The 18,629-nt window shown below is 71.4% G+C and carries 17 protein-coding genes; 12 read left to right on the top strand and 5 right to left on the bottom strand.

The features are described 5' to 3' along the window. Positions 1–3: 3 nt before the first annotated feature. Positions 4–681, top strand: a complete 678-nt coding sequence (locus tag ACFPZ3_RS18135) for an ABC transporter ATP-binding protein (RefSeq protein ID WP_379515300.1) — start codon at positions 4–6, stop codon at positions 679–681. Continuing rightward, positions 678–2,615, top strand: a complete 1,938-nt coding sequence (locus ACFPZ3_RS18130; protein WP_379515299.1) for an FtsX-like permease family protein — start codon at positions 678–680, stop codon at positions 2,613–2,615. The genes ACFPZ3_RS18135 and ACFPZ3_RS18130 overlap by 4 nt, the downstream gene beginning before the upstream one ends. 23 nt (positions 2,616–2,638) lie before the next feature. Here ACFPZ3_RS18130 and ACFPZ3_RS18125 read toward each other — a convergent pair whose 3' ends face one another. Further along, positions 2,639–3,640, bottom strand: a complete 1,002-nt coding sequence (locus tag ACFPZ3_RS18125; RefSeq protein ID WP_379515298.1) for an LLM class F420-dependent oxidoreductase — start codon at positions 3,638–3,640, stop codon at positions 2,639–2,641. An 82-nt stretch (positions 3,641–3,722) separates the two neighbouring features. Between ACFPZ3_RS18125 and ACFPZ3_RS18120 the strand changes: the two genes are divergently transcribed. Continuing rightward, positions 3,723–5,150 carry a sulfatase family protein gene (locus tag ACFPZ3_RS18120; protein ID WP_379515297.1) on the top strand — a complete coding sequence of 476 codons (1,428 nt, stop codon included), beginning with the start codon at positions 3,723–3,725 and terminating at the stop codon, positions 5,148–5,150. 5 nt (positions 5,151–5,155) lie between these two features. Here ACFPZ3_RS18120 and ACFPZ3_RS18115 read toward each other — a convergent pair whose 3' ends face one another. After that, entirely contained in the window at positions 5,156–5,854 is a 699-nt protein-coding gene (locus ACFPZ3_RS18115; protein WP_379515296.1) for a FadR/GntR family transcriptional regulator, read from the bottom strand. 80 nt (positions 5,855–5,934) lie between these two features. On the opposite strand from ACFPZ3_RS18115, the gene ACFPZ3_RS18110 reads away from it, so the two are divergent. The 3 genes from ACFPZ3_RS18110 to ACFPZ3_RS18100 are packed head-to-tail and all read left to right on the top strand — an operon-like array spanning position 5,935 to position 8,598. Beyond that, entirely contained in the window at positions 5,935–6,666 is a 732-nt protein-coding gene (locus ACFPZ3_RS18110; protein ID WP_379515295.1) for a (Fe-S)-binding protein, read from the top strand. Then, entirely contained in the window at positions 6,663–8,054 is a 1,392-nt protein-coding gene (locus ACFPZ3_RS18105; protein WP_379515294.1) for a lactate utilization protein B, read from the top strand. Before ACFPZ3_RS18110 ends, ACFPZ3_RS18105 begins: the two co-directional genes overlap by 4 nt. Next, positions 8,041–8,598: a LutC/YkgG family protein gene (locus ACFPZ3_RS18100; RefSeq protein WP_379515293.1), complete on the top strand. Its 558-nt coding sequence runs from the start codon at positions 8,041–8,043 to the stop codon at positions 8,596–8,598. Before ACFPZ3_RS18105 ends, ACFPZ3_RS18100 begins: the two co-directional genes overlap by 14 nt. On the opposite strand, the gene ACFPZ3_RS18095 is transcribed toward ACFPZ3_RS18100, so the two are convergent. Continuing rightward, positions 8,588–9,601, bottom strand: coding sequence for a baeRF2 domain-containing protein (locus ACFPZ3_RS18095; protein WP_379515292.1), 1,014 nt, complete (start codon positions 9,599–9,601; stop codon positions 8,588–8,590). The two genes, ACFPZ3_RS18100 and ACFPZ3_RS18095, sit on opposite strands and share 11 nt — an antisense overlap. Positions 9,602–9,604: 3 nt before the next feature. After that, positions 9,605–10,012 (bottom strand): DUF2795 domain-containing protein, encoded by a 408-nt coding sequence (locus ACFPZ3_RS18090; RefSeq protein ID WP_379515291.1) that lies wholly within the window; start codon positions 10,010–10,012, stop codon positions 9,605–9,607. A gap of 76 nt (positions 10,013–10,088) precedes the next feature. On the opposite strand from ACFPZ3_RS18090, the gene ACFPZ3_RS18085 reads away from it, so the two are divergent. The 6 genes from ACFPZ3_RS18085 to cobA all read left to right on the top strand — a co-directional run bounded on the left by ACFPZ3_RS18085 (position 10,089) and on the right by cobA (position 16,859). Further along, a complete protein-coding gene (locus ACFPZ3_RS18085) occupies positions 10,089–11,168 on the top strand; it encodes a GNAT family N-acetyltransferase (protein ID WP_379515290.1) in 1,080 nt (359 codons plus the stop codon). An 80-nt stretch (positions 11,169–11,248) separates the two neighbouring features. Beyond that, positions 11,249–12,424, top strand: a complete 1,176-nt coding sequence (locus tag ACFPZ3_RS18080; RefSeq protein WP_379515289.1) for a bifunctional cobalt-precorrin-7 (C(5))-methyltransferase/cobalt-precorrin-6B (C(15))-methyltransferase — start codon at positions 11,249–11,251, stop codon at positions 12,422–12,424. A gap of 70 nt (positions 12,425–12,494) precedes the next feature. After that, the gene (locus tag ACFPZ3_RS18075) at positions 12,495–13,340 is read left to right on the top strand and encodes a sirohydrochlorin chelatase (RefSeq protein ID WP_379515288.1); all 846 of its coding nucleotides are present in this window, start codon (positions 12,495–12,497) and stop codon (positions 13,338–13,340) included. Positions 13,341–13,436: 96 nt separating this feature from the next. After that, positions 13,437–14,507, top strand: a complete 1,071-nt coding sequence (gene cobT, locus ACFPZ3_RS18070; protein WP_379515287.1) for a nicotinate-nucleotide--dimethylbenzimidazole phosphoribosyltransferase — start codon at positions 13,437–13,439, stop codon at positions 14,505–14,507. 26 nt (positions 14,508–14,533) lie between these two features. Beyond that, positions 14,534–15,547 carry an agmatinase gene (gene speB, locus ACFPZ3_RS18065; RefSeq protein WP_379515286.1) on the top strand — a complete coding sequence of 338 codons (1,014 nt, stop codon included), beginning with the start codon at positions 14,534–14,536 and terminating at the stop codon, positions 15,545–15,547. Between the two features lie 79 nt (positions 15,548–15,626). Then, entirely contained in the window at positions 15,627–16,859 is a 1,233-nt protein-coding gene (gene cobA, locus ACFPZ3_RS18060; RefSeq protein ID WP_379515285.1) for a uroporphyrinogen-III C-methyltransferase, read from the top strand. 1,361 nt (positions 16,860–18,220) lie between these two features. Here cobA and ACFPZ3_RS18055 read toward each other — a convergent pair. Next, on the bottom strand, positions 18,221–18,610 hold the full coding sequence (locus ACFPZ3_RS18055) for a hypothetical protein (RefSeq protein ID WP_379515284.1): 390 nt from the start codon (positions 18,608–18,610) through the stop codon (positions 18,221–18,223). Positions 18,611–18,629 lie beyond the last annotated feature (19 nt).

The raw sequence follows: 18,629 nt of genomic DNA, 5'->3' as shown, positions 1-18,629 counted from the left end.
GCCATGAACGACGTGCTTGTTGGACGAGCCCTGGCCAAACGGTTCGGGCAGACGGTCGCCCTCGGCGGCGTGGACATCGCGGTACGGGCCGGCGAAGCCGTGGCGATCATGGGCCCGAGTGGTTCCGGCAAGTCGACCCTGCTTCACTGCCTGGCCGGGATCATGAAGCCGGACGGGGGCGAGGTGCACCTGCTCGGGCAGCGCATCGACGCCATGGGCGAGCGGCAGCGCAGCGCGCTGCGGCGTACCCGCTTCGGGTTCGTCTTCCAGTTCGGCCAGCTCCTGCCCGAACTGCCCGCCGAGGAGAACGTGGCGCTCCCGCTCATGCTGGGCGGGGTGCCGAGGGCCCAGGCGGTACGGCAGGCGCGCGAGTGGTTCGCGCCCCTCGGCCTGCACTCCATGGAGAGCAGGCGGCCGGGGGAGCTGTCCGGCGGCCAGGCGCAGCGGGTGGCCATCGCCAGGGCGCTGGTGAGCAAGCCGGCCGTGGTCTTCGCCGACGAGCCGACGGGGGCGCTCGATCAGCAGACCGGGCAGGAGACGATGCGGCTGCTGGTGGAGGCGACCAGGCACAACGGCGCCTGCCTGATCGTCGTCACCCACGACCCGAACGTGGCCGCCTGGTGCGACCGCACGGTGGAGGTCCGCGACGGCCGCCTGCTGACGACGGGGGCGCTGGCGTGAACATCGACCTGACCTGGCGGCTGCTCAAAGGCGGCGGCCGCAAGGGGATGCTGGGCGCCTGGCTCACGCTGGGGGCCGTCGCCGTGGCCACGGCGCTGCTGCTGTTCGCGGTGGCGGCGAACTCCGCCTTCCAGGCCAGGGCCGAGCGCGGCGCCTGGCGCAATCCGGTCCCGGCCGCGTCCGGCGCGGTGGCCATCGAGGCGTCCCGCTTCGACTTCGTACGCGACCAGGCCATCACCGTCATCGACCTGGCCGCCGTCGGGAAGGCCCCGGCCCCGCCGCCCGGCCTGCCCCGCTTCCCCGCCCCGGGCGAGGTGTGGCTGTCCCCGGCCCTGGCCGAGCTGGCCAAGGACCTGCCCGCCGCCGAGCTGGCCGCCCGCTACCCGGACCCGAAGGGCGTGCTCGGCGACGACGCGCTCGTGTATCCGGACGAACTGGTCGCGGTCGTCGGCCACGAGCCGGACGCCCCGGCGATGACCGCGAAGCGCAGCGACGACTGGATCGTCGGCAAGCCGCCGGTCAAGGTCGCGAGCCTGGCCGGGAAGCCGAGCGAGGACGCGGAGGCGTACCAGATGCTCTCGCTCGTCGCCAGTGTGCTCATGGCGGTGCCGCTGCTGGTGTTCGGCGGCGCGGCGGCCAGGCTCACGGTGGCCAGGCGGGACCGGCGGCTGGCCGCGCTGCGGCTGATCGGCGCGACGCCGGGGCAGGTCGTGGCCATGACCGTGACAGAGGCGGTGATGGTCGCGCTGGCCGGCGCGCTCACGGGGGCGCTCGCCTTCGCCCTGGCCGTGCCGCTGCTGGCCGGGATCGAGATGCAGGGCGGGGGGTGGTTCGCGGGTGACCTGTTCCCCGGCCCGCTGATCCTGGCGGGGGTGCTGGTCGCGGTGCCGCTGCTGGTGGGCCTGTCGGCGGTGGCCGGGCTGCGGCGGGTCGTGGTGAGCCCGCTCGGTGTGGCCAAGCGGGAGACGCCGCCCGCCATGCGGTTCGTACGGGTGCTCGCCCTGCTGGCGGTGCTGGCCGCGTTCCCGATGCTGACCAGGGGCACCAGCATCGCGATCGTCGCGGTGGCGCTCGCCCTGGCCTTCCTGTGCGTCAACCTGGCCGGGCCGTGGGTGGTCGGCATGATCGGCCGGATCACGGCGCGGACCTCGCGCGGGACCGCCAGGCTGCTCGCCGGCCGTCGGCTCGTGGACGACCCGCGCTCGGCCTGGCGCACAGTGAGCGGTGTGGCGCTGACCGGCTTCGTGGCGGGCTTCCTCGGCCTGCTCAGCCCGGCGGCGTTCGACGGCGACGCCGCCGGGCCGCCCCAGCTCCGCCTCACCGCTCCCGCCGGGCAGGTGGCGAAGACGGTGGAGCAGGCCCATGTGCGGCTGCGCGAGGCCGGGGTGACGGCCTCGGTCGAACCGGTGAAGAACGTCGTGGTCGCGGCGCTGGGCAGCTCGGCCGACGTGGCCGTCGTGGACCGGGCGCGCACCGCGCTCACCGGGCTCGTCCCCGGCCGCACGCCCACCACGGAGACCGACGACCAGCGCTTCGGCATCCAGATCCTGGCCGACGTCCGCGTGGGCACGATCGTGGTGTTGTCGGTGTCGTTCCTGGTGGCCATCGCCAGCTCGGGGATCACGGCCATGTCGTCGGTGCTGGACCGGCGGCAGACGTACGGGCTGCTGCGCCTGGCGGGCACGCCGCTGAAGGTGCTCGACCGGGCCCGCCGGGCCGAGACGCTCATCCCGCTGGCGGTGATGGGCGGCGGGGCGATCCTGGTGGGGGCGTTCTGCGCGATGCCGTTCATGATCGGCGGCGTCAACGTGGTGGGCGTGGTCACGCTGGCGGGCTGCGTGGTGGCGGGCTTCGCGGGGGTGGTCGGAGCGGGCGCGCTGAGCCGCCCGCTCCTCCGCTCGGTCACCACCGACCCGGCGCCCCGCCCCGACTAGCCTCGATCAGTCCAGGACCTCGATCAGTTCAGGACGAGGTCGCGGACGAGCTTCAGCGACGGCTCGTCCCGCGGCCCCATCACCAGCAGGCTTGTCACCGGGCTGCGATGCCACAGCTCCAGGCGTTCCTTGATCCGGGCGGGCGGGCCGACGAGCGAGATGCCGTCGGCCAGTTCGTCCGGGATCGCCCGGAACGCCTCGTCCCTGCGTCCCGCCAGGTAGAGCGCCTGGATGTGCTCGGCGGCCTCGGCGTACCCCATCCGGCCGATGATGTCGGCGTGGAAGTTGCGCTGCTTGGCGCCCATGCCGCCGATGTACAACGTCAGCATCGTCTTCACGACGTCCAGCGCGGACCTGACGTCGTCGGAGATCATCACCATCACCATGGCGGCGATGTCGAAGCCCTCCTGGGCGCCCGCCAGCGACTCGCCGTACATCTCCTCGATCTTCTCGGGGAAGGCGAACAGCGGCAGCCAGCCCTGCCCCACCTCGGCGGCCAGCGCGACGTTCTTGGGCCCCTCCGCCCCGAGATAGACGGGGATGTCGGATCGCAGCGGATGGGTGATGAGCTTGAGCGGTTTGCCCAGCTCGCCGGGCAGCGGCAGCGGGTAGTGGGGGCCGTCGCCGGTGACCGGCTCCTCGCGGCGCCACACCTTGCGCATGATCTCGACGTACTCGCGGGTCCTGGCCAGCGGCCTGGCGAACGGCTGACCGTACCAGCCCTCCACGACCTGCGGCCCCGAGGCGCCGACGCCGAGCAGTAACCGGCCGCCGGTGAGATGGTCGAGCGTCATGGCCGTCATCGCCGTCGTGACCGGCGGCCTGGCCGAGATCTGGGCGATCGAGGTGCCCAGTTTGATGCGGGTCGTACGCGCGCCGTACCAGGCGAGCGGCGTGAAGACGTCGCTGCCGTACGCCTCGGCGGTCCACACCGAGTCGTAGCCGAGCCGCTCGGCCGCCAGGACCGATTCTGTCGCGTCATCGGCGTTGCGCTGCCAGTAGCCGAGGTTCAGACCGAGCTTCATGAGACACCTCCGGAATTAAGTTCTATTACGGCTGCGGCCGCTCTGTGTGTCAATGGAGGATCCTCCGGGGAAGTCACACTCTGTGGTCAAGCGTCTCTGTCGCCTCGCCTGCCTGCTGCTGCTCCTGCCGCTGGCCGGCCCCACCATGGCCGAGGGTGATTCCCGGCCGAACATCGTCCTCATCATGGCCGATGACCTGGAAGCCGGCACCCTGCCGAACTTCCCGAACATCACTCAGCACCTCGTGCACCAGGGCGCCTCGTTCGACCGCTTCTTCGTGACGAACTCCTGGTGCTGCCCGTCGAGGGCGTCGATCCTGCGCTCCCAGCACGTTCACAGCCACGGCGTGCTGACCAACACCGCGCCCGAGGGAGGCTTCGACCGCTTCCACGCGCTCGGCCTGGAACGCTCCACGATCGGCACCTGGATGCAGCAGTCCGGCTACCGCACGGCGCTCATGGGCAAGTTCCTCAACCACTATCCGGGCACGTCGGCGCAGGAGACGTTCGTGCCGCCCGGCTGGAACGAGTGGGACGTGCCGGTGCGCGACCTGTACTCGGAGTACGGCTACCGCCTCAACGAGAACGGCAGCCTGTACGACTACGGCTGGTCCGAGCAGGCCTACCTGTCCGACGTGATGGCCCGCAAGGCGAGTGACTTCATCACCGGCTCCCAGCAGCCGTTCTTCCTCTACCTGGCCCCGATCGGGCCGCACAATCCGGCCAACCCCGCCGTCCGGCACGCCGACGCGTTCCCGCTGGCCATGGCGCCGCGCACGCCGTCGTTCAACCAGGCCGACGTCTCCGACGAGCCGCTCTGGCTGCGCACCCGCCCGCCGATCCCGCCCACGGCCATCGACGGCATCGACGAGCGCTACCGCGCCAGGCTGCGGGCCATGCTCGGCGTGGACGACCTCGTCGGGTCGGTGGTCCAGGCCCTGCAACAGGCCGGCAAGCTCGACAACACCTACATCTTCTTCACCTCGGACAACGGCTTCCACCTCGGGACGCACCGGCTCAAGCAGGGCAAGACCACCCCGTTCGAGGAGGCGATCAAGGTCCCGCTCGTCGTCCGGGGTCCCGGGATCAAGGCCGCCTCGGCGATCACGCAGATGGGGGCCACGATCGACCTGGCGCCGACGTTCGCGGAACTGGGCGGGGCCACGGTGCCGACGTTCGCGGAGGGCCGCTCGCTGGTGCCGCTGCTGCGCGGGAAACCGCCTTCACAGTGGCGTAAACAGGTGCTGGTCGAGTTCACCCGCCCGGCCGACCGGTCGTCGGCCGCTCAGACTCCCGTGCCCGCCTATCGGGCGTTGCGCACCGAGCAGTACACGTATGTGCGCTACGAGACGGGGGAGCTGCAGCTCTATGACCTGAACACCGACCCCTACCAGTTGCGCAACCTGGTGGAGAGCGCCGATCCGGAGCTGGTGGAGCGGCTGGACCAGCGCCTGGCGGGCATGGTGGCGTGTTCCGCGGCGAACTGCAGGGAGGCGGACCAGCGGGAGTGAGGCGGTCAGTCGAAGAGCGAGGGATAGGCGTGCGCCAGATGCTCCGAGACGGCCTGTGCGGCCTCGTCCGCCTCGCCCCGCTCGATGGCCTCCAGGATGCGTACGTGGTCCGCGCGCAGAATCGACGTGTCACCCAGGCGTTGCACCGCTTCGACCGAATACCTCCGCATCGAGTCCCGTAGCGAGCGCATGATGGCGGAGATGAGCCGGTTGCCCGACGCGTCCGCGATCGCGCAGTGGAAGGCCGTGTCGTGCTCGACGAACTCCTCGGCCGACGTCGCCTGGTCCATCCCGGTCAGGGCGGCGGCCAGCGCGGAGACGTCGGCGCGGGCGGTGGCGGCGTGCGAGGCGGCCCACTGCTCGATCATGTGCCGGGTGTCGATGACCTCGCGCATCTCCAGGCTGGCCAGGCCCAGGTGCAGCCGGAGCACGTCCGTCAGCGCCGAGTCGGGGCGCGAGGTGAGCACGGCCCCCGCGTCCGGGCCCCGGCCCACCTGGGAGGAGACGACGCCGAGGGTCTCCAGCACGCGCATGGCCTCGCGTACCGAGGAGCGGCTGACGCCGAGTTGCTCGGCGAGCTGGCGTTCGGCGGGCAGCCGGTCGCCCACGGTGAGGCCGTCCTCGGTGATGCGCCGCTCGATCTGAGCGATCACGTCCTCGAACGTCCGCGTTCGCTTGACGGGACGCCAGCCGGTGCCGTCCAACGAAGCCTCCTGGCGGGGAAGGATATGGTTCGCTATGGTCTGACCATACTGTGGTCAGACCATACCTTGGAAGGAGGATCGTGCGAGTCGCCCTGTTCATCACATGTGTGAACGACACGCTCTTCCCCGGCACCGGCAAGGCGGTCGTGTCGCTCCTGCGCAGGCTCGGCTGCGACGTGGAGTTCCCCGCCGCCCAGACCTGCTGCGGTCAGATGCACGTCAACACCGGCTACCGCGAGGAGGGCGTGCGGCTGGCCCGGCACTTCACCGAGGTGTTCGCCGGATACGACGCCGTCGTGGCGCCGTCGGGGTCGTGCGCGGCCATGGTGCGCGAGCAGTACCCGAAGCTGGCCAAGCCGGGCAGCAGGGGGGCGGCGGCGATCGCGGAGGTCGTGCCGAAGGTGTTCGAGCTGTCGGAGTTCCTGCTCGACGTCCTGAAAGTCGAGGACGTAGGCGCATATTTCCCGCACCGGGTGACTTATCACCCGACGTGTCACTCGCTGCGCGGGCTGCACCTGGGCGACCGGCCCACCCGGCTGCTCCAGCACGTACGCGGCCTGGAGCTGGTGCCGCTGCCCGGCTCCGAGGAGTGCTGCGGCTTCGGCGGCACGTTCTCGGTCAAGAACCCGGCGATCTCGGCCGCGATGGGCGCGGACAAGACCCGCAACATCCTGCACACCGGTGCGGAGGTGCTCTGCGCGGCGGACAACTCCTGCCTGATGCACATCGGCGGCACCCTGAGCCGTCAGAAGACCGGCGTCAGGACCATGCACCTGGCCGAGATCCTCGCATCGACGGAGAAGGCCCAATGAGCGCGACATTCCTCGGGATGCCAGGAAATTTCCCGGAAAATGCTAGTAAAGCGGTACATGACTCTCAGCTTCGCTTCAACCTCCGCAAGGCCACGCAGACCATTCGCGGCAAACGGGCCAACGTCGTCGGCGAGCTGCCCGACTGGCAGGAGCTCCGCGCGGCCGGCAAGGCGATCAAGGACCACACGCTCCACCACCTCGACAGCTACCTGATCCAGCTCGAAGCGGCCGTGAGCGCCGCGGGCGGCACCGTGCACTGGGCCAGGGACGCCGCCGAGGCCAACCGCATCGTGACGGACCTGGTCAAGGCCACCGGCGAGACCGAGGTGGTCAAGGTCAAGTCGATGGTCACCCAGGAGATCGAGCTCAACCAGGCGCTGGCCGAGCACGGCATCACCGCGTACGAGACGGACCTGGCCGAGCTGATCGTGCAGCTCGGCGACGACTTCCCCAGCCACATCCTGGTCCCCGCGATCCATCGAAACAGGTCGGAGATCCGCGAGATCTTCCTCGACAAGATGCCAGGGGTGTCGCCCGACCTGACCGACGACCCGCCCGCCCTGGCCGAGGCCGCCCGGCTCCACCTGCGCGAGCGCTTCCTCAGGAGCAAGGTCGCGATCTCCGGCGCCAACTTCATGGTGGCCGAGACCGGCACGCTGGTGGTGCTGGAGTCCGAGGGCAACGGCCGCATGTGCCTGACCCTGCCCGAGACCCTCATCAGCGTCGTCGGGATCGAGAAGCTGGTCCCCTCCTGGCGGGATATGGAGGTCTTCCTCCAGCTCCTGCCGAGAAGCTCCACGGGCGAGCGGATGAATCCCTATACGAGCATGTGGACGGGCGCCGTCGAGGGCCAGGAGTTCCACCTGGTGCTGCTCGACAACGGCCGCACCGACGTGCTCGCCGACGAGGTGGGCCGCCAGGCGCTGCGCTGCATCCGCTGCTCGGCCTGCCTGAACGTGTGCCCGGTGTACGAGCGCGCGGGCGGCCACGCGTACGGCTCGGTCTACCCCGGCCCGATCGGCGCGATTCTCACCCCGCAGCTCAGGGGCATGTCCTCCGAACTGGACGCCTCGCTGCCGTTCGCCTCCAGCCTCTGCGGCGCCTGCTATGAGGTCTGCCCGGTGGCCATCGACATCCCGGAGGTCCTGGTGGACCTGCGGGCCAAGGCCCCGCACGCGGCGGCGGAGAAGGCCGGCATGAAGGTCGCCGGCTGGATACTCAACGACCACGAGCGGCTGGCCAAGGCGCAGCGCGCGGCCTCCCGCCTGCGCAAGCTGGTGCCCAAGCGGCTGCCGGGCCCGCTGTCGGCGTGGACCGACACCAGGGACATTCCCGAAATTCCGGAAGAATCGTTCAGGGACTGGTGGGAGCGTAATGAGCGCGCGTGAGGAGATCCTCGCCAGGATCGGCAAGGCCGTCGCCGGCGCCGGCGACGTGGAGATCCCCAGGGACTACCGGCGGGGACGCCAGGGGGATGACCTGGTGGAGCTGTTCGCCGAGCGGGTCGACGACTACCGGGCGATCGTGCACGTCATTCCGGCGGCCGAGGTGCCTGACAAGATCGACGAGTGCCTCGGGGAGCGCCACATGATCGTCCCCGACGGCTTCGACCGGCCGGGCGGCTGGAGCGACCTGAAGACGGCCGACGGCGTGGTCACGAACTGCGCCGTGGCCATCGCCGAGACGGGCACCATCGTCCTCGACCACGGCCCAGGACAGGGCACGCGGTCCCAGACGCTGGTCCCCGACTACCACCTGTGCGTGGTGCGGGCCGACCAGATCGTGGCGGGCGTCCCCGAGGCGATCGCCCGGCTCGACCCGGCCCGTCCCCTCACCTGGATCAGCGGCCCCTCGGCCACCAGCGACATCGAGCTGAACCGGGTCGAGGGCGTGCACGGCCCCCGCACCCTCGAAGTGATCATCAGTACCTGAGCACGGCCGCCACGTCCGTCACCGCGTCGGTGAACCACAACTCCGCGTCCGTCATCGCCGCCGCCCTGACCAGGGCCGAGTCCGAGCGCTCCTGAACCGGCTCGCTCACGCCCCATCGGCGCAACTCGCCCTGGTCGGTGGCCAGTTGCGTGCCGCCCCCGCCGATCCAGACCGGCTTGGGCACTTCGCCGGGCATCAGCAGCGCGTGCACGCGGCCCTCGCGCAGGGCATGCGAGACCCTGGCCGTCCCGGTGGGACCCGCGGACTCCTGGTGCCGTTCGAGCAGCTCCGCGCGTTTGCGGCCGAGCCAGTCGTCGAGGGCCCGCTCCACGTCCTCCTCGAACTGGCCGTGGTCCTCGCGGCTGCCGTGCTCGACCATCGTGACCCGGTCGGCGGACTTGGTGCCGAGATGGTGCAGCAGGTAGGAGCGCGACTTCGGCTCGCCCGCCACCAGGATCAGCTCCGCGCCGACCCGGCGTACCTGCTCATCGATCTCATGAGCCACGGCCACCGCGTTCTTCTCCCACGTCTCGTCCACCGCGCGCTCGTACCGCTTCTGCGACCAGCCGCCCTGCGCGGTCTTCTGCAGCGGCCACGAGGCGGCCTCCACGATGGCCGTACGCGGCGAGCCGCCCCCGAACATGGTCAGCTCCGCCCCCGCGTGGTCCACGATCACCCGCAGGTGCGGCACGTTCTCGCCGCGCCGCAGCAGCAGCGGCGTGATGTGCGGCAACGGCGTCCACACGGCCAGCTCGTACGGAGCCTCGGCGAGCGACTCGGCCAGCACCACGTCACCGTGCGTGGCGAACAGCGCCCGCCCGGCCGCGGCCCGCAGGGCCTCCTCCTCCAGCGCTTCCATGGTGGCCTTGTCGACATGGTGGTCGAGCCGGTCGCGCACGCTGTGCCAGTGGGTTCCGCGCTCGGGCCTGGTGAGCGCGCCCAGGTAGACCGACGCGTACGGGCCGCTCCGCTCGTACAGGGGCCGGATGAAGTCGAGCCGCACCGTTCACCACCTCCGCTTCTCCACGCCGAGCCCGAGGGCCTTGGCCATCTCCGCCACGTTGGCGTAGCGGCGCTCAGGGAGGGACTCCAGCAGGTCCGACACCTGGTCCGGCGCGTCCACGCGCTCCGCGTGCCGGATCAGCTCCTCCTTGGACGCGGGCCAGTGGGCGTCGCTCAGCCATTTCGCGAGGTCGCTGCGGACGTCCACGCCCCGCTGCGTGATGCCTTCCGGGACGCCGGGTTCGTGACCGGGCGGGTACGACCGCAACGACTCCTCGCCGGACGCCGGCATGGCCTCGGGCTGCTTCCACTCCTCGGCGTGCGTGGTGCCGCCGCCGCGTATCAGGCCCTCGGTCTCGTGCTTCTGCTGATCGTCCAGACGGGGGTTGTGCTTGTCGCTCCCACGTTCCATAGTTCCCTCACTCCTCTCAATGCGCCCCTACCCCCGCTTTCGTGGGCAAACATCGCCCCTGTGTAGCCTGCCGAGGGTGTTCGATCCCGACGTGAGCATCGCCACGGCGCGGCTTACGCTGCGCCAGTTCGGCCCCCAGGACGCGCCCAGGATCCGCTCGATCGTGGAGTCCGGCGTACGGTTCCTGCCGCCCGGCGCGCCCGCCAAGCCGTCCGGCATCGCCCCGTGGCTGGCGAGCGGCGTGCACGAGTTGCGCCGCACCGGCCAGGGCGTGCATCTGGCGATGACCGAGTCCGACGGGCCCGTCGTGGGCGCGATCAGCCTGTTCAAGACCTCGTGGAGCGCGGGCACGACCGAGGTCGGGTACGGCGTGCACCCCCTCTACCGTGGCCGCGGCTTCGCCACGGAGGCCGTGCGCGCGCTCACCGCCTGGACGTTCGAGACCACGCGGCTGCGCAGGATCGACCTGACCGCCAACCTGGACAACGCCGCCTCGCTCCGCGTCGCCCAGAAAGCGGGCTTCACCTGGGAAGGCATGCTGCGCTCCGCCGTGCTGGAAGAGGACGGGCCGCACGACCTGGTCCTCTTCGGCCTGCTGCGCGAGGACGACCGCCTGCCCTCCAGCGCCCTGCCCAGGACCGAGCTGCGCACGCCGCGGCTGCTGCTGCGCCCGCCTTCCCCCGCCGACGTCGGCGATCTGGCCGCCGCCGCGGCCGATCCGCTCACCCAGGCCAGGACGGGCGTGCCGCGCGACTACAACGAGCAGCACGCGCGGGCCTTCATCGACCACGCCGAGCGGCTGCGGATCAGGGGCGCCGGCATCACCTGGACGGCCGAGGAACTGGCCACCGGCCGCTTCGCCGTGAACGTGGACCTGCGCGACATCGACTGGAACAACCGCACCGCCGAGATCGGCTACATGACCGCCCCCTGGGTCAGGGGCAGGGGGTACGCGGGCGAGGCCGTGCTGGCCATCGCCCGCTGGTTGTTCGAGCGCCAGGGCTTCAGCCGGATCCAGTTGCGCGCAGCCCCCGCCAACTCCGCCTCCCAGCGGGTGGCCGAGAAGGCGGGCTTCGTCCGCGAGGGCGTCGCCCGGGCCTCGCTCGGCGGCGAGAACCTGGTCGTCTACAGCCTCATCCCGTCCGACCTGGCCTGAGGGCACACCGGACTGACCCTCTCACCCTTTGTGAAACCCCTCCGCAGCCGTCACCCTTGAGGTGAGGACGGTGAGGCGTAATGATCACGGTGGTCGGCTGGGACGGATCCGAGCTCACGGCCAAGGCGGTGGACAGGCTGCACGAAGCCCGGCTCGTCGTGGCGCCGCAGGCCCTTCTGGGGCGGCTCAAGCTGACCGCGGAGATCGCGGCCGACGGCGCGCTGCTGGAGACCATCGACGGTCACCTCGAACACGGCGAAGGCCCCGCGGTGGTGGTCACGGAGGGTGATCCCGGCTTCTTCGGCGTCGTACGCACGTTAAGGGCCCACGGCCTCAAACCGGACGTGTTGCCGGCCATCTCGCTGGTCAGCCGCGCCTTCGCCTGCGCCGGGCTCAACTGGGAGGACGCCCTGGTCGTCGCCCCTTCCGGCCCTGCCCAGCTCGACCGGGCCGTCAACGCCTGCCGCGCCCACCCCAAGGTCGCGCTGATCGTCGCCCCCGGCGTCGGCCCCGGCGAGATCGCCAGGGAACTGGCGCCCACGACGCCGCGCGCGCTGATCGTGTGCGAGGACCTCGGCGGGCCGGACGAGCGGGTCACGCACAGCCGCATGGGCGAGGCCACCACCAGGCCGTGGAAGGACCCCGACGTGGTCCTCGTCATCGACCCGCTGCACCGGCCCAAGGAGCCGGGCTGGGTGGCCGGGGCCCAGCCGGGGCCGTCCGAATGGGCGCTCCCGTCCGAGGACGGGCTGCCCGCGGAGGTCAGGGCGTACGTGCTGGCCAAACTGGGCCCCCGGCTCGGCGACCTGGTCTGGGACGTGGGCGCGGGCACCGGCCAGATCGCCGTCGAATGCGCCAGGCTCGGCGCGGCCGTCGTGGCCGTCGAGCGCGACGAGGAACGCTGCGCCAAGTTGCGCGCCAGCGTGCTCGAACACGGCGTGAAGGTGGCTCTGACCAGGGGTCAGGCCCCGCCGGCCCTCGAACCGCTGCCCGACCCCGACGCCGTCTACGTGGGCGGCGGCGGCCTCGACGTGGTGATGGCCTGTGTCGCCCGCCGCCCGCGTGCGCTCGTGTGCGTGCTGAGCAAGGTCGAACAGGTCTCGGCCGTGCTCGACCGGCTGCGCGAGCACGGTTACCGCGGAGAGGGCAGCCAGATCCTGGCCTCCAAGCTGGCGCTCGACCCCGACGGCTCACACCGTCTGACCGCCTCTGACCCCGTCTTCGTGGTGCATGCGACGCCCGCGCACACAACGTGACCTGTTCCCTACCGGTGCCCATCGGTTATCCTCGCGTGACTTTGTCTAGTGCACCGGAGAATCCCTCACAATGAAGCCGCCGCTCCTGCTGATCGGGCAGGGCTCACAGGATGACGCCTACGCCGCGGAGTTCGGCAGGTTCGTTCACCGCCTCCGCTGCCGCCTCGACCAGACGGGCGCCGACGTGTCTGGGGGTTACCTGGAGCGGGCCACGCCCCGGCTGAGTGACTCCGTCGCCTCCCTGGTCGCCAGGGGCCACCACCGGCTGGTGGCGCTGCCGCTGAGCCTCAGCAGGGTCGGCGAGGACTTCCCCGCCGCGCTGGCGCTGGAGCAGCAGCGGCACCCCACGCTGATGTACGACTACGGCCGCCCCTTGGGCCCCGACCCCCGCGTGCTGAAGCTGCTGGCCGAGCGGCTCAACGAGGCCGCCGCCGAGATCTCCAAGCCGCGCGCGCTCGAACTGGTGGGCGCCAGGCCCCGGCTCCGCGCCGTGGACGCGCTGCCGTCCGACGACCTCCACGCGCACGTCGAGCCGGGGGAGACCGCCGTCGTCCTGGTCGGCGAGGGCTCCACGGACGCCACCGCCAACGCCGAGGTGCACCGGGTCTCCCGGCTGTTCTGGGAGATGCACGCCTACGACTTCATGACCGTCGAGACCGCCTTCGTGTCGGTCACCCCGCCCGGGGTGCCCGGTGGGCTGGAGCGTTGCCGGCGGCTGGGGGCCAAGCGGGTGATCGTGGTGCCGTACCTGTTGTTCGCGGGTGGCATGCTGGAGCGGGTGTGGGCGCAGGCGCTGGCGTACGGCGCGGGGCACCCCGATCTCGACATCCGCTGCGCCGAGGTGATCGGCGACTGCGAGATCCTGGCGGACGTCGTGATCGACCGCTACGAGGAAGCGCTCCAGCTCGTTCCATAAGTGCAGATTCGTGTGCTCGTCGAGACAGCGCGGATTTGCCGTGTTCGTTGAGACTGTGCAGGTTTATCGTGCTCGTTGAGACAGTGGAGGTTTGTCGTGCTCGCTGAGACACTCGCCGCGATCCGCCCGGCCGACCCGCTGGCGATCGCCGAGGCCCGCGCCCACCAGGATCGCCTCACCAAGCCCCGCGGTTCGCTCGGCGCGCTTGAGGACATCGCGGTACGCCTCGCGGGCGCGGCCGGCTCCAGCCCGCCGCCCATGCCGGAGCCCGCGGCCCTGGCCATCTTCGCAGGCGACCACGGCGTGCACGCGCGCGGCGTCAGCCCGTGGCCGCAAGAGGTCACGGTGCAGATGGTCGCCAACTTCCTGGCCGGCGGCGCGGTCGCCAACGCCTTCGCCGCCCAGGCCGGCGCGTCGGTGACCGTGGTGGACGTGGGCGTCGCCGCCGACCTGCCCGACGCGCCGAACCTGATCAAACACAAGATCGCGTACGGCACCGCCGACCTGTCCACGGGCCCCGCCATGACCGTCGACCAGGCCGTCAGGGCGCTGGAGGCGGGCATCGCGGTGGCCAGGGGCCTGGTGGCCGAGGGCGCGCGCTGCCTGATCACCGGCGACATGGGCATCGCCAACACCACCGCCTCCGCCGCGCTGATCTCCGCCTTCACCGGCAAGGACCCGGCGGAGGTGACCGGGAGGGGCACGGGCACCGACGACGAGATGTACGTGCGCAAGGTCGGCATCGTCCGCGAGGCCCTGCGGGCGAACGCCCTCACCGACGCCTCCTCCTCGCCCAGCGAGGCGCTGCGGGCCCTGGCCGCCGTCGGCGGGTTCGAGCACGCGGCACTCGCCGGCTTCATCCTGCACGGCGCGGCGGTGCGCGTGCCGGTGATCCTCGACGGCGTCATCGCCGGCGCCGCCGCCCTGGTGGCAGCCGCGCTCGACCCCGCCGCCATCGACCACTGCGTGGCGGGCCACCGCTCGGCCGAGCCCGGCCACGCCACCGCGCTCGCCCACCTCGGGCTGCGCCCGCTGGTGGACCTGGAACTGCGGCTCGGCGAGGGCACGGGCGGGCTGCTGGCGCATCCGATGGTGTGCGCGGCCGTACGCGTGCTGCACGACGTGGCGACGTTCGATTCGGCGGGAGTGACGGAAAAGCCCGTGTGATGATGGAGGCACTGGAGGTGCGAACAGTGTCTCGTTATGGTCCGATGTACGGCCCTGACATCACGTTTCTCGGCGTAGACCGCTGCGACGTCAACGACCAGGCCACCTACGAGGACGCCGACGTGGTGATCATCGGCGCCCCGTTCGACGGCGGCACGTCGAACCGGCCGGGCGCCAGGTTCGGCCCGATGGCGCTGCGCCAGGCCTGCTACCTGCCGCACGACGGCTCCAGGCCCAGCCTGGCGCTGCGCGTGGACGCCCTGCGCGACCTGCGGGTGCTCGACGCCGGTGACGTCGAGTGCTACTCGGGCGACGTCGAGGGCTCGCTGACGGCGATCGAGGACGCGGTGCACCGGGTGGCGGCCTCGGGCGCGATCCCGCTGGTCCTGGGGGGTGACCACACCGTGGCACTGCCGGACGCGCGGGGGACCTCCCGGGCGTACGCGGCCGGGCGTACCTCGATGATCCACTTCGACGCGCACGCCGACACCGGCGACATCGCCTTCGGCCACCTGTACGGCCACGGCCAGCCCATGCGCAGGCTCATCGAGTCGGGGGCCGTCCGCGGCGACCGGTTCCTCCAGCTCGGGCTGCGCGGCTACTGGCCGGAGCCGGAGACGCTCGGCTGGATGGCCGCCCAGAACATGCGTTCCTACGAGATGACCGAGATCGTGGCCCGCGGGCTCGACGAATGCCTGACGGAGTCGTTCGGGATCGCGCTCGACGAGTGCGACCAGATCTTCCTGTCCGTGGACATCGACGTCTGCGACCCCGGCCATGCCCCGGGCACCGGCACGCCCGAGCCCGGCGGCCTCACGGCCCGGCAACTCCTCGATGCGGTACGCCGGATCTGCTATGAAATGCCGGTGGCCGGGATGGAGGTGGTCGAGGTGGCGCCGCCCTACGATCACGCGGACATCACCGCCTACCTCGGAAACCGGGTTATCCTTGAAGCCTTGTCAGCGATGGCCAGACGCCGTAAAGACGATGAGGGCGGGCCTCGCTGGGATCCCCGGCAGCCTCTTCTCGACGGCCGTTAACCCGGGCGCAGCAAATGACGCATTCGAAGCCGGTAGGTTTACCTCTTAACACAACCTTCGCGAACGGGAGATTCCCCCCATGGGTCCCTACCTCCTCGGCCTGCGGCTTTCCGGCCGCCGGGTCCTCGTCGTTGGCGGCGGCCGCGTCGCCCAGCGACGCGTTCCCGCGCTGCTTGAGGCCGGTGCGGAAATCACCGTTGTGTCGCCGTCCGTCACACCCGCCCTCGACGACCTGATCGCCGCGGGCCGGATCACCTGGCACGCCAGGCCCTACGAGGTCGGCGACTGCGACGGGGCCTGGCTCGTGCAGGCCTGCACCGACCACAGGTCCGTCAACACGGCGGTCGCCGCCGAGGCGGAGGCCAAACGGGTGTGGTGCGTGCGCGCCGACGACAAGGACTCCTCCGCCGCCTGGACACCGGCCAGTGGCCGGGTCGACGAGATCAGCGTGGCCGTCACCGCCGGCGGCGACCCGCGAAGAGCCGCCGGCATCAGGGACGCGATCGTCGAGGCGCTGCGTGACGGCACCGTCGACGCCCGGCGCAACCGCACCAAGCCGGTCGGCGTGGCCCTCGTCGGCGGCGGCCCCGGCGACCCCGGCCTGATCACGGTGCGCGGGCGGCAGCTCCTCGCCCAGGCCGACGTGGTGGTCGCCGACCGCCTCGCGCCCCGGGCCCTGCTCGACGAGCTCACCCCCGACGTCGAGCTGATCGACGCCGCCAAGGTCCCCTACGGCCGCGCGTTGTCCCAGGAGACGATCAACGAGCTGCTCGTGGACCGCGCCAGGCAGGGCAAGTTCGTGGTCCGGCTCAAGGGCGGCGACTCCTTCGTGTTCGGCCGCGGCGGCGAGGAGATGATCGCCTGCGCCGAGGCAGGCATCCCCGTGCTCGTCGTCCCCGGCCTGACCAGCGCCGTCGCGGTCCCCGCCGCCGCCGGCGTCCCGGTGACGCACCGGGGGGTGAGTCAGGAGTTCCACGTCATCTCCGTGCACGTGGCGCCCGACGACCCCAAGTCCACCGTCGACTGGCCCGCGCTGGCGCGTTCCCAGGGCACGCTGGTGCTGATGATGGCCGTCGAGCGGCTGGCGAAGGTGGCCGAGGCACTCGTTCGCGACGGACGTGCCCCGGAGACTCCCGTAATGGTGGTACAGGACGGTACTCTTCCGACCCAGCGGGCGGTCACCGCTTCGCTGTCCACCGTGGCCGACCGCGTGTCCGCGGCCGGGATACGGCCGCCGGCGATCGTCATCGTCGGCGACGTCGTGAGGGTCGGCCAGGAGGTCGAGATGGTTCGAGCGGAGCGCTTGCCGTGAACACGGCCATGGATGACGAGTCACCTGGGGAGCAGACGTTGAGCTTCCGCCCGGTGACGGACGAGGACCTCGACGAGGCCCGCGACGACGGCACCCCAGGCGCCCGAGGCACCCCGGCCACGCCGGGCCCCTCGGATCCGCCGGGCACCTCGGACGTTTCGGGCGTCTCGGATCCGCCGAGTGCCTCGGACGTTTCGGGCGTGTCAGATCTGTCGGGCACCTCGGGCGTGTCAGGCGCCTGGGACGCGTCGGGCGATTCGGGCGCCTCGGGCGTGTCGGGCGCCTCGGACGTGTCGGATGACGAGGCTGCGGCTCGGGATGGTGCCTCGGAGCGGCAGGAAGTGTCGGGCCGCCAGGGCTCGGCGCCCTTGCCACGGCGGCTTCGGCCGGATGCCCGTGAAGCTCGGGCGGGGCTGGGCGGTCGCGAAGCCGGAGACACGCCCTTCGGGCGGCGGGAGTCGCTGGGCGGCCGTGGGGCTCGAGACGGAGCAGCCACCGGTGAGTCTGGTGACGAGCGTGCTGGTCAGTGGTTCCGTGGCGACTCCGCTACCCGTGAGGCTCCCGAGGAGACCCCGGCGCGGAGGCCCTCACTCTTCGAGAAGCCGGCCGCGCTGCGTCGACCCGCGACTGAGGGACGCCCCGCGACTGAGGAACGCCCTTCAACTGAGGGACGACCCTCGCCTGAGGGACGACCCTCGCCTGAGGGACGACCCTCGCCTGAGCGACGACCCTCGGCTGAGCGACGACCCTCGGCTTTCCGGCGACCGCCCGGCTTCGAGGAGGCGGAGCCCTCGGCCGAGCGGCCCTCCCTCTTCGTCAGGCCCGCCTCCCTCGGCGGCCCCGGAGCCCGCCCGGGCCCGCCTGCCGAGGATGAGCCGGTTGCCGAGGCAGGCACCACAGAGCCTCAAGCCTTGAAATCCCACGACGAGCCGACCCCCGTGGAGCCTGCCGCAAGCGCGGAAAGGGCAGGAGACGTAAGCGGCGGTAAGCCGGCGGACAGCGCTGACGTCCTGGGCGACGCCGAGGCCACAGGCCCCGCTGACGTCCTGGGCGACGCTGAAGCCGCAGGCGTCACCGACATTCTGGGCGACGCTGAGGCCACAGGCCCGGCTGACATCGGCGACGCTGAGGCCACAGGCCCGGCTGACATCCTGGGCGACACTGAGGCTGCTGACGCCCTGGGTGACGCTGAAGTCGCAGGCGTCACTGACATCCTGGACGACGCTCAAGCCGCAGACTCCGCTGACATCCTGGACGACGCTGAGATCGCAGACGCCACTGACACCAGCAGCAGCGCCGCTGACACTTTCGATGCATTCGCTGTTGCTGCCGGTGAGTCCGCGCCCGCTACCGGTGAGTTCTCACCGGATGCCGGCGAATTCGCATCGGATGTCGACGAGCCCGCAGCCCGTACCGACGAGCCCGCAACCCGTACCGGTGAATCCGCAGCTCGTACCGGCGAGTTCGAGGTGGATGCCGACGACGCCGCAGCAGATGGCGGCGAGATGGCAACGGGCGTCGGTGAGTTCGCGGCGGAAAGCGAGACCGTGGCCGACGTCGGCGGATCTGTGGCCGATGGTGGCGGGGACGTCGGCGGGGTCGTGGGCGATGGTGGCGAGCCCGCAGGCGGCGTAGGCGACGAGGCGGCAGGCGACGAGGCGGCAGGAGACGGCGTCGATGAGGACGACGCCGATGACGGCGACACCGATGAGCCTGTCGCCGCGACGTCGGGCATTTCCGATGGGTCGCAAGGTGCGGGCGAAAGCGGTG

The organism is Nonomuraea insulae, from assembly GCF_042656245.1.
The sequence above is the reverse complement of the archived record's forward strand: the minus strand, read 5'-3'. Positions and strand labels throughout refer to the sequence as shown.

Coding starts and splice junctions, on each gene's coding strand:
- ACFPZ3_RS18135 (WP_379515300.1), top strand. CDS start 4: ATGAACGACGTGCTTGTTGGACGAGCCCTGGCCAAACGGTTCGGGCAG.
- ACFPZ3_RS18125 (WP_379515298.1), bottom strand. CDS start 3,640: ATGAAGCTCGGTCTGAACCTCGGCTACTGGCAGCGCAACGCCGATGAC.
- ACFPZ3_RS18105 (WP_379515294.1), top strand. CDS start 6,663: ATGAGCGCGACATTCCTCGGGATGCCAGGAAATTTCCCGGAAAATGCT.
- ACFPZ3_RS18100 (WP_379515293.1), top strand. CDS start 8,041: ATGAGCGCGCGTGAGGAGATCCTCGCCAGGATCGGCAAGGCCGTCGCC.
- ACFPZ3_RS18090 (WP_379515291.1), bottom strand. CDS start 10,012: ATGGAACGTGGGAGCGACAAGCACAACCCCCGTCTGGACGATCAGCAG.
- ACFPZ3_RS18080 (WP_379515289.1), top strand. CDS start 11,249: ATGATCACGGTGGTCGGCTGGGACGGATCCGAGCTCACGGCCAAGGCG.
- ACFPZ3_RS18075 (WP_379515288.1), top strand. CDS start 12,495: ATGAAGCCGCCGCTCCTGCTGATCGGGCAGGGCTCACAGGATGACGCC.
- cobA (WP_379515285.1), top strand. CDS start 15,627: ATGGGTCCCTACCTCCTCGGCCTGCGGCTTTCCGGCCGCCGGGTCCTC.